Here is a 14,009-nt window from a genome sequence, read left to right on the forward strand (position 1 = left end):
TTGTTCTAGGCTGTATTCAAATCAAAATGTCTCATCTATTGAGATTATGTGAGTACAATAATCGTACAAAGGGCTCAGTTCATAGCATGTAGAACGGATATAGGGTAAGCTTCGCAAAATTATTGCATTACCTGACCATTCAGCTTTGCACCCGCCTTTGATAAAACATGAGAACATCTATGAGTTTCAACAAACTTGGGCTTTCTGCCCCCATCCTAAAAGCCATTGAAGACCAAGGTTACACTGAGCCATCCGCTATTCAAGCTCAGGCTATACCTTCTATTCTCGACGGCAAAGATGTGATGGCCGCAGCCCAAACAGGGACAGGTAAAACAGCCGGTTTTACCCTGCCTTTACTCGAACTTTTAAGCCACGGTGAGAATGCGCAAAGCAATCAAGTCCGCGCATTAGTCTTAACCCCAACACGTGAATTGGCCGCTCAAGTCGCTGAAAGCGTGAAAAACTACGGTCAGCATTTATCGCTGAAATCCACCGTTGTTTTTGGTGGCGTAAAAATCAACCCACAAATGATGGCACTACGCCGCGGCGCGGACATTTTGATCGCGACACCGGGTCGTATGATGGATTTGTACAACCAAAAAGCCGTACGTTTCGATAAGCTGGAAATTCTTGTATTGGACGAAGCTGACCGCATGCTAGACATGGGCTTCATTCACGACATCAAGAAGATCCTCGCCATTCTTCCGAAGAAACGTCAGAACCTTTTGTTCTCTGCGACGTTTTCGCCTGAGATTCGCCAACTTGCAAAAGGCTTGGTAAATAATCCGGTTGAGATTTCTGTCACGCCACGTAACGCCACAGCGGTTTCCGTTGAGCAATGGTTACACCCAGTGGATAAGAAACGCAAAACAGAACTCTTGATCAAGCTGATTAAAGACGGTCGTTGGGACCAAGCGTTGGTTTTCTCCCGGACTAAACACGGTGCGAACAAGATCACCAAAACGCTAGAAGACGCCGGCATTCGAGCCAGTGCCATCCATGGTAATAAAAGCCAAGGCGCACGTACTCGCGCATTGTCTGACTTTAAAGATGGTCGCATTCGCATTTTGGTTGCAACAGACATTGCGGCACGTGGTTTGGACATCGAACAACTGCCTCATGTTGTAAACTTTGATCTACCGGATGTGGCAGAAGACTACGTTCACCGTATTGGCCGTACTGGTCGCGCTGGTGCAACGGGTAAAGCCATTTCTTTGGTAGCAGCAGACGAGCTAGACCAATTGCGCGCAATTGAACGCCTGACACAAAAATTAATTGAGCGCCGTTATGAAGACGACTTCATGCCTACGCACATGTTGCCGGACACAGCGCTGGACAATCGTCCAATTAAGCCTAACAAGCCGAAAAGACCGCGTGAACAACACAGCGGCGCGAGACAAGGTAACGGAGCTAAGCAAGGCGGCAACGCTAATAAGCAAGGCAACGCGCCTAAATCTGGCAACCGTCGTCCAGCGAAAGCACCACAAGCTGAAATGACACCAGGCCAAGGCCTACGCAGCAAGCCACTGGCTCCTGCTCGCCGTAACCGTAGACCAAGTGCGTCTCAAGACTAACGCTCTTAATCAAGAACATTAAGCCTAAGACGAAAAAACCACCTTCGGGTGGTTTTTTATTGCCTAAAATTCGTTGATAAAAAAGTAGAAAAAATGAGCTTAAAAAAAGGCAATAAAAAAGCCCCTAGAGGTTAGTTTTCACTAACTGTCTAGAGGCTTATTTTATATGGTGGGCCTGGAGTGACTTGAACACTCGACCTGCCGATTATGAGTCGGATGCTCTAACCAACTGAGCTACAGGCCCTAAAAGCGGAAAGAATTATATATGTATGAATGGTTATTGCCAAGAAATGGATGCGTTTTTCTTCATTACTGAATCCATTGCGTCATAATTGTGTGTTTTTCACTCAGCCAATGAATCACATTCCACGATTCATCGCACCCGGCGCAACACCGATCACTTTTTTAAAGGTTCGTCGAAACGCCGCTTCGCTCTGATAGCCCAGTTGTTCACTGAGAATGGCGAGATTTTTATCGCCATTTTTCAAACGTTGCGCCGCCAAACGCATTCGCCATGATGTTAAGTACGCCATAGGCGTCATGCCCATTGTGTCTTTGAATAAACCGCTAAACACGGATCGAGACATGCCCGCTTCTTCCGCCAAATTCGCTACTTGCCACGCTTGCTGAGGCCGCTCATGAATGGCAACAATCGCGCGCGCTAACCGAACATCGCTTAGTCCTGCTAATAAGCCAAGTTGGATCTTTTGGCCTTGTATAAACTGCCTGAGCATTTGCACTAAATACGCTTCTGCTAATCGCTCTACCACGACTTGAGAACCACAGCGCGGCTGTAAGTACTCGGTTAGTAACAAGGTATTTAAAGGCGCTAATTGAAGCGCAATGTCATCGCCGCGCTCGACTTTCACCCACTGCCATTCCAAGTCGAGCAAAGGGTTGAGGGCTTTCGTTCCAAAATCAAATTCACAGATCAGTAAATTTGCTTCGTTTTGGTTCTCATCCATTAAAAACACATCAAGGTCTTGTCCTGCGGCAAGCCACACGCCATCCCCTGTTTTCAAATCCGTTCGACTGTTTACTTGCGTGGATAAAGCCATGCGTCCGTCAATCAAATAAAGCCAATAGCTCGAATCCGCAGACAAAGACAACCCCTTATTCTTCTTAGAAAAAGACAGGTTCGAAACCGAAGCCGTCTTAGGACGAAAGGCACTCAATACCGATGAAAGACGATCCATTATGTTAAACCTCAAGCCAAAAATACGATCTGCAATATTTAAAATATTAACTATCACCAATCGTATCATTTATTTTCATAAAATGTCGTCATTCACAATGATCAACACAGTATGAGGAAAACATAATGGTGGCACTAAAACCGAGAGCAATAACCCCTGAATTAGTCATTAATACTCTAAAAGGCACTTGGTCTTTAGCAGAGCAAACACCGGCACATTTTACGATGGTGGTCGTTTATCGAGGCTTACATTGTCCTATCTGCAAAAACTACCTTAGAGAATTGAGCCGTTTGGCTGACGATTTTGCAGAAAAAGGGGTGAATATAATTGTATTGAGCTCTGATACTAAAGAAAGAGCACAACTAGCATCAACTGAATGGGACATTGAAAACCTAACCATGGGCTATGGTCTAACACCAGAACAGTCACAAGCATGGGGATTACATCGCAGCGCAGGCAAAGGCCTAACCAGTATTGGAATCGAAGAACCGACGGAATTTACCGAACCGGGCTTGTATCTTATTCGCCCAGATCACACCTTGTACTGGAGCAACATCAGCACCATGCCGTTTGCGCGTCCACACTTTAAGGAAGTACTTGGTGCGGTCGAATTTGCTGTCGCTAAGAACTACCCTGCTCGCGGTGAATTAATCTAATCGAGGTTAAGAAGACGAAATTCACAGGACCGTGAAGTTTCTCCAAATAGCAAAAAGCAGAAACGGGGATTCCGCTTCTGCTTTTTTATGGACATTCGCATAACCCAAGCAACTCAGTCATAGAGGGATCTGACCCCTTATTGAACGCCTATTTCAAATCATCAATGTCCGTTAATACCCACGCGCTATTATGTTGGGTAAAACCGACTTTGGGGTAATAGTCCACCGCTTGTGGCGCCGACAATAAAATCAAAGAGCATTTGGGTTTCAACGCTTCTTTTGTCATGCGTATTAATGTCTTACCAATACCGGAAGCTTGAATCGATTCATCCACGGCCAAATCAGATAAGTAACAGCAAAACGCAAAGTCCGTCACCGATCGAGCAACACCGATCAAACGCTCGCCTTGCCATGCCGTTATCAGCAAGTTCGCATTTGCTAACATCGCTTCTACCGTGTCAATTTGGTCAATTGGACGACGCGCACCTAAGGATGTTTTTGATAGCAAATCGCTAAACTGAGCGGCGGTAATCATTTGGTTAATTTTGTACTCTACTTCCATAGCCACGCCCCACGAAATAATAAAAAGACAGCATAGAGTATGTCTGGGAAGTAAGGCAAAAGAAAACAAGAAGAGAAAGTCAGGATAAAAAAAAGTGGTGCCTCAATGAAGAAACACCACCTAAGTAAAGGGAAGTACAAAAATGAATCTTTCGCGATTAAAAGAAACATTGGCGTCCTTAAAAAGGACGACTGTCTTGATCTACAAAATAGAAAAAGAACAGATTACTGACATATAAGAAGTCATTCTCAAACGTCTAAATGAAGACAAAACGCATTACGTTCTAAAGCGCTTCAAGATGGGGCTATATTAAAAAGAAACACGTCGTTAAACAACCAATCTGGTGCATCATGAACATTCTTGTCTCGTTCGATGAATTTCACGTAAATTGGTGACAATTCACACGAAAATGTCACCAACATTAACCTTTGAAAGAATTAATTTTCTGCAGCAAGCACTCGAAGTGCCACACCTGCGGCGGAAGTGCGGTTTTCCACCCCTAGTTTGGGGAAAATTTGTTCGAGATGCTTATTTACAGTGCGCGGACTCATATCTAAAATTTCCGCAATGTCTCGATTGGTTTTGCCATTGGCAATCCAGTGCAATACTTCTGATTCACGATCGGTTAATCCCAACTCCTGTTTCAGCAACGCAGGGCCCGCCGGTTTATCGCCGTCTTCGAGCTTCAACAGCACTTCTTTTTGCTCCGTTAAACCCATCATTTTCAGTGCCAAAGGGTAATCCAAACCACTAAGCTTCAAGACATTCCCAACGTCGGGTTGATGCGCTAACCAAAGACGTATTTGTAAAGCCAGCTCGGTACGTTGCCATTCGTTACTGGCTCGCGCTCGGGCGAGCAATGCATACGTTTGTGGTGTCGCCCACGCGATTTCACCTTCGTAGGTTGTCGTCATCAAATACTGCCCCATGCTGTCGAGAGCTGACTGAGCGTTGTTGCTCAAGCGTGCATTCGACAAATGTACACGCATACGGGCAATCAACTCATTGGGCTGAATTGGCTTGGTGAGATAATCCACACCACCCGCTTCTAAACCGCGCACAATGTCATCTGTGTCACTTAGGCCCGTCATGAAAATGACCGGAATCGACGCCAAGCTTTGGTCCGCTTTTAATTGTCGGCAGGTTTCAAAACCATCCATGTTCGGCATGATGGCATCGAGCAGAATAATGTCTGGCCGAATCCGCTTAGCGATCGTTAAGGCTTGCTTACCTTCAAGGGCGACAAGCACATCCATGTTGGCCGCTTCCAAGGTGTCATGAATCAGGCTCAACGCATCGGGCGAGTCGTCGACCACTAAAACAATGTCACTTTTATTACTTGGATTCATCATTAGACTTCTCACTTACATGGCTGATCGCACATGAATGCTTCTGTATATAAAGAGCAATCCCATCGAACTGAAAGCTAAGGTACAAACTTTCTAATTGCGCCATATGAAAGGGGTCGATCACCTCGGTTTTACCAAGCTGATCCAATACACCGCGCACGCCTTTTTTGTAGCCCATTTCAGCAAATGCCATCAACTCTCGCACACTTTCGTGATCGGGAATCATCGTGGGTTCAGAATGTTTACCTTGATCATCGCGGGGCGACGCCAGTGAAAGCGGCAACGGTTCAAGCTCATTCAACTCGGTTTCTTGATATTCCCAATCCAACACCAGCCAGTGCTTAATTGCGTCCAGCAACGCACTGTTATTCACTGGCTTCACCAAATACTGATCAAACGCCGCTTGCTCGTCTGGCTTGCGCTGGTTTTCTTGTGCGTCCGCCGACAGCATGATAATGGGCGTACTGTAACCACGATCGCGCAGTAATTTCGCCAGCGTCAAACCATCCATTCCGGGCATGGACACATCCAGAACGAACAAATCGGGAGAGCAAGATTCCAATTCGTCCAAACAAACTGTCGCGTCCGAGGCCTCCAACACATTAAAGCCAAGCGGCACCAAAATATCCGACAACAACCCCCGCACGACGGGGTCATCGTCCACCACCATCAAGGTGCGCTGATAGCCTCGGTAACTCACAATGCGTTTGTATTCATAGGCAGATGAATCGCCTTGACTCACCCAAGGCAACATAAGGCTAACGCGGAACTCACTGCCTTCGCCGACCACCGATCGAGCCTGTAAATCGCCACCCATAACCTCGGTCAGTAATTTCACAATCGTCAAACCCAAGCCTGTGCCGGGCAAGTTTCCTGTACTGATATCGCGCACACGTTCGAATGGATCAAAAATACGCTGCAAATGTTCTTCTTTAATCCCAAGCCCGGTGTCGCGAATGACAAACTCCGCCACTTGGTTACGATAGTTTACTTCGAACAAAACCGAGCCTTTTGGCGTGTACTTCACCGCATTTGACAGCAAATTGATCAATATTTGCCGTAAGCGTTTTTCGTCCGTCACTACATGCTGAGGCAACGGCGCCAAGATTTTTGCCTGCAATAGAATGCCTTTGTCCCGCGCTTGCATGGCGAACATGCTGTTTAGCTGATCAATCAATTTCGGCAAATCCACTGTGTTGCGATACAGATCAAAACGCCCCGCTTCGATCTTTGAAATGTCCAACAAGCCTTCAATCAAATCCGCCAGATACAAACCACTGCGATGAATAATGTCCAAGCCATTTTGATGACCAGAGGGCGTATTGGCCTTTTCAGACAGCAACTGAGCATAACCAATAATCGATTGCAGTGGCGTACGCAGTTCATGGCTAATACCGGTTAGATATCGACTTTTTGCTTCATTTGCACGCTCAGCCTGTTCTTTTGCGTTCTGTAATGCGCGGTCTGTTTCTTGGTGAGCATCGACTTCACGGATCAGTTTTCGAGTTTGTCGATTGGACTCTTTTTGCGCCACGACTCGGCTCTCGTGCGCCAGCAAAAACAACCAAGACAAAACGCCAGACACAATCAACAAGGTGAAAAACAACGCAAACATGGTGTCTTGCAACAAGACTTCTTCATTTATAGAGTTCGGCGCCATTTGACGATAAATCAGCATCATCAAAGCCGCATTGATAATATTGATGACTGTCAAGAGCGACAAAAATCGCCCAAAGCGTGACTTCAATGCTTTGACCAAACGCTTCGGCAAAAACAGCTTAAAGAAATAGTCACTCTGCTGAGCAATGCTCGCCTGCGGCTTACAACTGTCCAAACAACGCACATCCAAAGAGCAACACAAGGAACAAATTGGCTGCATGTACGCCGAGCAAAAACTCATGTCTTCTGTTTCGAATGCGTTTTCACAAATTCCACAGGTCAAGGTCACATAATGAGGATTACGCTGCTGCGCGAGCTCAATCATGGGCACCAGCTCTGGGCTTTGACGAGCAAGGTAATATTTGCCCTTGGTTATCCAAGCAATCAAAGGCACACAAATAAAACAGCTGCCGAGCGAAATAAAGTGACAAAGGCTTTTTGCCTCTTCACCAAACACGCCCAAATAACTCACCAACCCCAGCGTGGTCGCGATCAACATGGATCCAGTCCCGACGGGATTAATGTCGTACAAATGCGCCCGCTTGAATTCGACATAATTGGGACTCAAGCCAAGCGGTTTGTTGATCAATAAATCCGCCGACAAACTGCCCAACCAACTCACCGCGGCAATCGCAAACACGCCCAAAATCGCGCCAAGCGCTTGGTAAATTCCCAGCTCCATCAGCAATAATGCAATGGTCACGTTGAACACCAGCCACACCACACGACCCGGATGGGAATGGGTTAAGCGCGAGAAAAAATTCGACCACGCAATCGACCCTGCATAAGCGTTGGTTAAATTGATTTTCATCTGGCAAATAAACACAAACACAGCGGCCAAAATGAGCGCCGTTGTCGGCGAGGTGGTCAAAAAGAAAAAGATGCGCTGATACAAATACGTTGGGTCGGTGGCTTGTATTGCAGTCGCGCCATCGGAAATGGCCAAATAAGCCAAAAATGACCCTAACAGCATTTTAATCGCGCCAATAAACACCCAACCGGGACCCGCTAATATCAACCAAAACCACCAGCGTTTGCGGTTTTTCTTGGTCTTTTTCGGGAAAAAACGCAGATAATCGACTTGCTCGCCGATCTGCGCCATTAAAGCAAACAACACCGACGCGGCCGAACCAAATAAGATCCAATCAAAATACTGACTTTGCGGTAAATTCACCGGCGCATACTGCGTCCAGCCTTCAAAATTTTGATATTCCTGCGTCACCACCACGCCAATGGCCGCTACTTGCAATGACAGCCAAATCCATTGCGTGCCATTTTGAAAACGACTAATGGCACGAATGCCATGCGTGACAATGGGAATAACAAACAAAGCCGACAACGCATAGCCAATCTGCAAAGGAATACCCAACAAGACTTCCAGTGCCGAGGCTAAAATAGCCGCTTCAATCGCAAAAAAGATAAAAGTGAACATCGCGTAAATCAGCGAGGTAATGGTCGATCCAAGATAGCCAAAACCAGCACCACGAGTCAGTAAATCGATGTCCAAACCGTGCTTCGCCGAATAATACGCGATAGGAAACCCCGTCACAAAAAACAACGCCAGCACAGTGAGAATCGCCGCCACCGCATTGGTAAAACCATAGGCAAGCGTGATCACCGCGGCTAAGCCTTCCAGCGCCAAAAACGCCGTCGCACCAAGCGCCGTATGACCAATACGGTCGATGGTCATTCGATGGCCTTGTTTGGAAATGTGGTCACGCTTGGAGGTATAACGCAAAGCGTAATCTTCCATGGTTTGGTCGGCGACCCACTTGTTGTAGTGGCGTCGCACTTTAAAGATCTTTTGTGCCGCCGTCATAGAGTCTCGCGATTAGGCTGTTTTGGCGTAGCAGTCATGTTAAGCAACAACCAACAGCAATCCCATAACGGCAATCACCGAACCGCCGATTCGTGTCATCAATGGCGTCGCCAACAACCCCAAACCAACCCCCATTAGATGCAACGCCACCGTTGCCGCCGCAAAGCCAAGCGCATAGTGCAGGCCATCCGCGTTTAACGGCATTTCCATTCCGTGGGCAACACCGTGGAATAACGCAAAACTTGCGGCAATCACCACGCACGCCATGACAGGTAAACGCTTAGCAAATAAGACTAAGGCACCCAATACGATCACCGACAATACAATGCCTTGCTCTACAAAAGGCACACTAAAACCGGCTACGGCGAACGCACCACCAGCCAACATGGTCATAACAAACGCGGTAGGAATCGCCCACAAAGCTCGACCGCCCAAACTGGCTGCCCACAACCCAATCGCCAGCATCGCCAAAAGGTGATCAACGCCGCCGATAGGGTGATCAAAACCCGCCATAAAACTGGACGAGTGTTCGTGACTCGGGTGTGCAAGTGCCACACCAGACGCCAATAAAAACACCGAGCTAGACAATATTCTTACTATAGATAAACGCATATTTTCACCTCATCCTTTGATTAAACAACCGCTTTTGCAGCCGGTAATGGTTTCGTTTCCAACATGCCTTCCGACACAATAATCCGAATAATGTCATCCAAACCTTGTGCTTTTTTAAGGTTCGAAAAAATAAACGGACGATCGCCACGCATCATTTTTGCATCACGGTCCATTACTTCTAATGACGCGCCAACTAACGGCGCCAAATCGGTTTTGTTAATAATAAGCAAATCCGATTTCGTAATGCCCGGGCCACCTTTCCGAGGGATTTTATCCCCTGCCGACACGTCGATCACATAGATCGTGAAATCAGACAACTCTGGGCTAAACGTGGCGCTCAGGTTGTCTCCGCCGCTTTCTACGAACACTACGTCCAACTCACCGTGACGCGCTAATAACTGATCAATGGCCGCCAAATTCATCGACGCATCTTCACGAATCGCCGTATGTGGACAGCCGCCCGTTTCGACACCAACAATACGGTCGGCGTCTAACGCTTCGTGTTCCGTCAAAAATTTCGCGTCTTCTTGGGTGTAAATGTCATTGGTGACCACGGCGATGTTGTAATGATCTCGCAAGGCAGAACATAAAGAGCGTAAAAGCGCCGTTTTACCTGACCCGACCGGGCCGCCCACACCAATTCGCAATGTTTGTTTTTTCATACTGGGTTCCTTTTAAAAATAAATTAGAAAATTTATGGTTAGACCAATCACTTGTAGGTCGGCATTTATGCCGACAAAAACTCGCCACAACAAATTACGTCTTGTCGGGCTAAAGCCGCGACCTACAAAACCCAATGCCTCATTAGGGTTGATCAGGCTAAATTGACCACTTCACCTAAGACCGAAACAGCCGCGAATATTGTGTTTCATGCTGTGCGCTGGCAATGGCAATCGTTGGTAACCCCGCGCCGATACGATCTTCTTCAACCGTAAGTGACAATTCGATGGCTTGCTGAATGTCGCCCTGTAATTCGCCAAGCAATGCTTGCGCTTGTGTTTGCCCCAGCGGCACTAGCTTGGTCGCGGCGGCAATTTGGTTTTCAAGCCAAGACCAGGCAAAACCAAGCGCCGCAAGATCAAACTCCATCTGCCAATGATGCGCGGCAATCGCAAACAAGGTGACAAAACTGATGTCTTCCGAGCGTTCAAACGGTGCGTCTATTTCTAAACTGCGCATTAATCGAGATAACGCTTCGCCCATCGCGGTATCGTTCAGGCGCAATTCTTTGGTTTCCCGACAGGCCAACACCAAATCATTCAGTTCCAATAAACGCGCGGTGTTTTCTTGTTTCGCAGCGTCCATACACAAACGTAAAACGGGCAAATCGACCCGCGCGACCGACTGCTGAATTTGCAACCCAATCCAATCCGATACGTTGGCTTTATTTTTTACCCAACCTTGGTCGATGGCGTATTCCATGCCTTGAGAAAACGCATAACCTCCAACAGGCAAGCTCACGCTACTGAGCTGCAACAAGCGCAATAAGCTCGCCTCAGTGGTGACTATGGCCATGACTATTTCCTCCAGAACTATTTCCTCCAGAACTATAGGCTCCAGATTCTGGCACAAACACGGCGTCTTCATGGCTGACGATCAAGCCCAACATGTGCAGCATGTCCTCCAATACATGATCCGGTTTAATGCGTAACCAGCGCTCGCCAACTTGGATCTTGGTGTGGCGATTGCCTAAGTGATAACAAGCTTTGGAAAAGGCTTCCCAATCTTCACAGCTGGCGTGCGCCACGTCTTCCACCGCGCCATTCACTTGAACGATTTTGCCGCATTCGGACTTTAAGAATTCGCCAACCAAGAGCGGTTTTCCACGCTCAAGGAAAACACGAACGTCTTCGTTGTTGTCTCCGACCAATTTAAGGCGACCACGATCACGTTGTTCGTGCGTCAGCGTCACGGTGGTGTGGACTGGATCATGGCAATGGGTGCCTAATCGTTCGTAAATATCTAGCATCGTATGTTCCTAAAAAAGAGCTTAAAACTGTTTATAAAAAGAGTACTAAAACAATGTATAAAGCTGAGCCAAAGGCAATATTTCCGCGGGTTCACACGTTAACAATTCGCCATCGGCACGCACTTCATAGGTTTGCGGGTCAACGGTAATACTTGGCAGCCAGTCGTTGTGAATCATGTCGAGTTTGGAAATGTTGCGGGTGTTTTTACACGCCACCAAAGCCCGATCCAAACCAAGGGATTCTTTCAAGCCATTGTTCAGTGCCGCTTTGGAAACAAAGGTCACCGACGTGGCCGCCGCGGCTTTGCCAAAAGAACCAAACATCGGGCGATAATGCACGGGCTGCGGCGTTGGAATCGAGGCATTTGGGTCGCCCATTGGTGCGCTGGCGATCATGCCGCCCTTGATAATCATCGAAGGCTTAACACCAAAGAACGCGGGTTTCCACAAGACCAAATCGGCCAATTTACCCGGTTCAATCGAACCGACTTCATCACTAATGCCATGTGCAATCGCTGGATTAATGGTGTACTTGGCAATGTAGCGACGAGCACGGAAGTTATCCGCGCCCAATTCTTGATCTTCTGCCAACAAACCAAACTGCTGCTTCATTTTGTGAGCGGTTTGCCATGTACGAGTCACGACTTCGCCCACGCGCCCCATGGCTTGGGAGTCGGACGAGATCATACTGAACGCGCCACGATCGTGAAGAATGTCTTCCGCCGCGATGGTTTCTTTTCGAATCCGCGAATCCGCAAACGCCACGTCTTCCGGAATATTGCTGTCCAAATGGTGACACACCATCAGCATGTCCAAATGCTCGTCTACCGTGTTGCGCGTATAAGGTCGCGTCGGATTGGTCGATGATGGTAAAACGTTAGGATTCGAACAGGCTTGAATAATGTCTGGCGCATGACCGCCGCCCGCGCCTTCCGTGTGATAGGTGTGAATGACACGATCTTTAAAAGCCGCTAAGGTGCTATCAACAAAACCGGACTCATTTAACGTATCAGTGTGAATCGCCACTTGTACGTCGTATTTTTCCGCCACACTCAAACAGCAATCGATCGACGCGGGCGTGGTGCCCCAATCTTCATGCAGTTTTAAACCACAAGCGCCCGCTTCGAGCTGCTCTTCTAGCGCTTCTGGCAGACTGGCGTTGCCTTTGCCAAGAAAGCCTAAGTTCATCGGCATGCTGTCGGTGGCTTGCAACATTTTACCAAGATACCAAGGCCCCGGCGTACAAGTGGTCGCTTTGGTGCCCGTCGCTGGGCCAGTACCACCACCAATCATAGTGGTGACGCCAGAGGTTAAGGCTTCTTCTATTTGTTGCGGACAAATAAAGTGAATGTGCGCGTCAATGCCACCCGCGGTCAAAATAGAACCTTCGCCAGCGATCACTTCGGTTCCCGGCCCAACCACAATATCGACGTTATCTTGCACGTCTGGATTGCCCGCTTTGCCAACTTTAAAAATGCGGCCTTCTTTAATACCAACGTCGCCTTTCACGATGCCCCAATGATCCAGCACCAAGGCGTTGGTGATGACCAAGTCCACGGCAATATCATTGGTTACTTGGCTTTGCCCCATGCCGTCACGAATGACTTTACCACCGCCGAATTTCACTTCGTCGCCGTACACGGTGAAATCTTTTTCCACCTGAATCCAAATATCGGTATCGCCTAAACGCACGCGGTCGCCTGTGGTTGGGCCGAACATCTGAGCGTAACTTTGTCTATCCATCGTCGCCATTATTCAGCTCCTTCCAATGTGCCCATGACGTCACCACGGAAACCATAAATGGTTTTCGTGCCAGCGTATTCGACCAGTTCCACTTCGCGGCCTTGGCCAGGTTCAAAGCGAACCGCCGTGCCAGAGGCAATGTTCAAACGGAAGCCTTTGCTCACTTCGCGATTAAAAGACAAGGCGGGGTTCACTTCATAAAAATGGTAATGGGAGCCAATTTGCACAGGGCGATCACCCGTGTTTTCGACACGAACCTTCACCGTCTTTCGACCCACATTGAGTTCAATATCGCCGTCGGCAACCTGTATTTCACCTGGAATCATGATGTTTTCCTTTTAAAAAAAAGAACCTGACACATACGTTTAATGACGTTACGAGCGAAGCCAAGACGAGGCAAAAACAGACGAAAAAGCGGAGTTTATGGGTTATAAATGAGCATTTTGAGTCTGTTTTTAACAAAGTATTGACGAGCACAGTAGTCATTAATTTATAGGATTATGGACAGTGACTAACTTAGTACCATCTGGAAACGTCGCTTCCACCTGCACTTCGTGGATCAACTCCACCACACCGTCCATCACTTGTTCCGCGCTTAATAGGGTTTTGCCGTAAGCCATTAACTCGGCCACGGTTTTGCCATCGCGAGCGCCTTCGATAATTTCCATAGTGATAAACGCCATGGCTTCGGGGTAATTCAATTTAAGACCACGATTCAAACGGCGCTCAGCCAGCAAAGCGGCGGTAAACACAAGCAGCTTGTCTTTTTCTCTTGGAAGTAGTTCCATTTTTATGCCTCTTCATGTGACTTTCACATTATTTTTTTTGAACCAGAATGATGCGTTCGCACCTTTTTAGGTCGACCGCGCT

General features: G+C 47.6%; 13 protein-coding genes and 1 tRNA gene. 2 read left to right on the forward strand and 12 right to left on the reverse strand.

Annotated features, from left to right (window positions below):
• Nucleotides 1-179 precede the first annotated feature (179 nt).
• On the forward strand, nucleotides 180-1,574 hold the full coding sequence (locus D104_RS30975; protein WP_024024530.1) for a DEAD/DEAH box helicase: 1,395 nt from the start codon (nucleotides 180-182) through the stop codon (nucleotides 1,572-1,574).
• 167 nt (nucleotides 1,575-1,741) lie between these two features.
• Here the strand turns inward: D104_RS30975 and D104_RS30980 are convergent.
• Both D104_RS30980 and D104_RS37050 read right to left on the reverse strand, forming a co-directional pair.
• A tRNA-Ile gene (locus D104_RS30980) sits at nucleotides 1,742-1,818 on the reverse strand.
• Nucleotides 1,819-1,933: 115 nt separating this feature from the next.
• Nucleotides 1,934-2,770, reverse strand: coding sequence for a helix-turn-helix transcriptional regulator (locus tag D104_RS37050; protein ID WP_160168778.1), 837 nt, complete (start codon nucleotides 2,768-2,770; stop codon nucleotides 1,934-1,936).
• Nucleotides 2,771-2,895: 125 nt separating this feature from the next.
• On the opposite strand from D104_RS37050, the gene D104_RS30990 reads away from it, so the two are divergent.
• Entirely contained in the window at nucleotides 2,896-3,426 is a 531-nt protein-coding gene (locus D104_RS30990; RefSeq protein WP_024024532.1) for a peroxiredoxin-like family protein, read from the forward strand.
• Between the two features lie 148 nt (nucleotides 3,427-3,574).
• Here the strand turns inward: D104_RS30990 and D104_RS30995 are convergent, their stop codons facing one another.
• The 10 genes from D104_RS30995 to D104_RS31040 form a co-directional block, all read right to left on the reverse strand.
• On the reverse strand, nucleotides 3,575-3,988 hold the full coding sequence (locus D104_RS30995; protein WP_024024533.1) for a GNAT family N-acetyltransferase: 414 nt from the start codon (nucleotides 3,986-3,988) through the stop codon (nucleotides 3,575-3,577).
• A 437-nt stretch (nucleotides 3,989-4,425) separates the two neighbouring features.
• Nucleotides 4,426-5,340 (reverse strand): response regulator transcription factor, encoded by a 915-nt coding sequence (locus tag D104_RS31000; RefSeq protein WP_024024535.1) that lies wholly within the window; start codon nucleotides 5,338-5,340, stop codon nucleotides 4,426-4,428.
• On the reverse strand, nucleotides 5,324-8,815 hold the full coding sequence (locus D104_RS31005; RefSeq protein WP_024024536.1) for a hybrid sensor histidine kinase/response regulator: 3,492 nt from the start codon (nucleotides 8,813-8,815) through the stop codon (nucleotides 5,324-5,326). The genes D104_RS31000 and D104_RS31005 overlap by 17 nt, the downstream gene beginning before the upstream one ends.
• Before the next feature lie 39 nt (nucleotides 8,816-8,854).
• Complete coding sequence (locus D104_RS31010; RefSeq protein ID WP_024024537.1) at nucleotides 8,855-9,427, reverse strand: HupE/UreJ family protein; 573 nt, start codon at nucleotides 9,425-9,427, stop codon at nucleotides 8,855-8,857.
• A gap of 20 nt (nucleotides 9,428-9,447) precedes the next feature.
• Complete coding sequence (gene ureG, locus D104_RS31015) at nucleotides 9,448-10,089, reverse strand: urease accessory protein UreG (RefSeq protein WP_024024538.1); 642 nt, start codon at nucleotides 10,087-10,089, stop codon at nucleotides 9,448-9,450.
• Between the two features lie 175 nt (nucleotides 10,090-10,264).
• Nucleotides 10,265-10,942, reverse strand: coding sequence for an urease accessory protein UreF (locus D104_RS31020; RefSeq protein WP_024024539.1), 678 nt, complete (start codon nucleotides 10,940-10,942; stop codon nucleotides 10,265-10,267).
• Nucleotides 10,923-11,396: an urease accessory protein UreE gene (locus D104_RS31025; RefSeq protein ID WP_024024540.1), complete on the reverse strand. Its 474-nt coding sequence runs from the start codon at nucleotides 11,394-11,396 to the stop codon at nucleotides 10,923-10,925. Before D104_RS31025 ends, D104_RS31020 begins: the two co-directional genes overlap by 20 nt.
• Nucleotides 11,397-11,441: 45 nt before the next feature.
• On the reverse strand, nucleotides 11,442-13,148 hold the full coding sequence (gene ureC, locus D104_RS31030; RefSeq protein WP_024024541.1) for an urease subunit alpha: 1,707 nt from the start codon (nucleotides 13,146-13,148) through the stop codon (nucleotides 11,442-11,444).
• Entirely contained in the window at nucleotides 13,148-13,465 is a 318-nt protein-coding gene (locus D104_RS31035) for an urease subunit beta (protein ID WP_024024542.1), read from the reverse strand. The genes ureC and D104_RS31035 overlap by 1 nt, the downstream gene beginning before the upstream one ends.
• Before the next feature lie 159 nt (nucleotides 13,466-13,624).
• On the reverse strand, nucleotides 13,625-13,927 hold the full coding sequence (locus D104_RS31040; protein WP_012068672.1) for an urease subunit gamma: 303 nt from the start codon (nucleotides 13,925-13,927) through the stop codon (nucleotides 13,625-13,627).
• Nucleotides 13,928-14,009 lie beyond the last annotated feature (82 nt).

The sequence above is a fragment of the Marinomonas profundimaris genome (assembly GCF_000508165.1).
GTDB lineage: Bacteria > Pseudomonadota > Gammaproteobacteria > Pseudomonadales > Marinomonadaceae > Marinomonas > Marinomonas profundimaris.

Bases quoted from the DNA above. Each gene is read 5' to 3' on its own strand.
- D104_RS30975 (WP_024024530.1), top strand. From the start codon at position 180: ATGAGTTTCAACAAACTTGGGCTTTCTGCCCCCATCCTAAAAGCCATT.
- D104_RS37050 (WP_160168778.1), bottom strand. From the start codon at position 2,770: ATGGATCGTCTTTCATCGGTATTGAGTGCCTTTCGTCCTAAGACGGCT.
- D104_RS30990 (WP_024024532.1), top strand. From the start codon at position 2,896: ATGGTGGCACTAAAACCGAGAGCAATAACCCCTGAATTAGTCATTAAT.
- D104_RS30995 (WP_024024533.1), bottom strand. From the start codon at position 3,988: ATGGAAGTAGAGTACAAAATTAACCAAATGATTACCGCCGCTCAGTTT.
- D104_RS31000 (WP_024024535.1), bottom strand. From the start codon at position 5,340: ATGATGAATCCAAGTAATAAAAGTGACATTGTTTTAGTGGTCGACGAC.
- D104_RS31005 (WP_024024536.1), bottom strand. From the start codon at position 8,815: ATGACGGCGGCACAAAAGATCTTTAAAGTGCGACGCCACTACAACAAG.
- D104_RS31010 (WP_024024537.1), bottom strand. From the start codon at position 9,427: ATGCGTTTATCTATAGTAAGAATATTGTCTAGCTCGGTGTTTTTATTG.
- ureG (WP_024024538.1), bottom strand. From the start codon at position 10,089: ATGAAAAAACAAACATTGCGAATTGGTGTGGGCGGCCCGGTCGGGTCA.
- D104_RS31020 (WP_024024539.1), bottom strand. From the start codon at position 10,942: ATGGCCATAGTCACCACTGAGGCGAGCTTATTGCGCTTGTTGCAGCTC.
- D104_RS31025 (WP_024024540.1), bottom strand. From the start codon at position 11,396: ATGCTAGATATTTACGAACGATTAGGCACCCATTGCCATGATCCAGTC.
- ureC (WP_024024541.1), bottom strand. From the start codon at position 13,148: ATGGCGACGATGGATAGACAAAGTTACGCTCAGATGTTCGGCCCAACC.
- D104_RS31035 (WP_024024542.1), bottom strand. From the start codon at position 13,465: ATGATTCCAGGTGAAATACAGGTTGCCGACGGCGATATTGAACTCAAT.
- D104_RS31040 (WP_012068672.1), bottom strand. From the start codon at position 13,927: ATGGAACTACTTCCAAGAGAAAAAGACAAGCTGCTTGTGTTTACCGCC.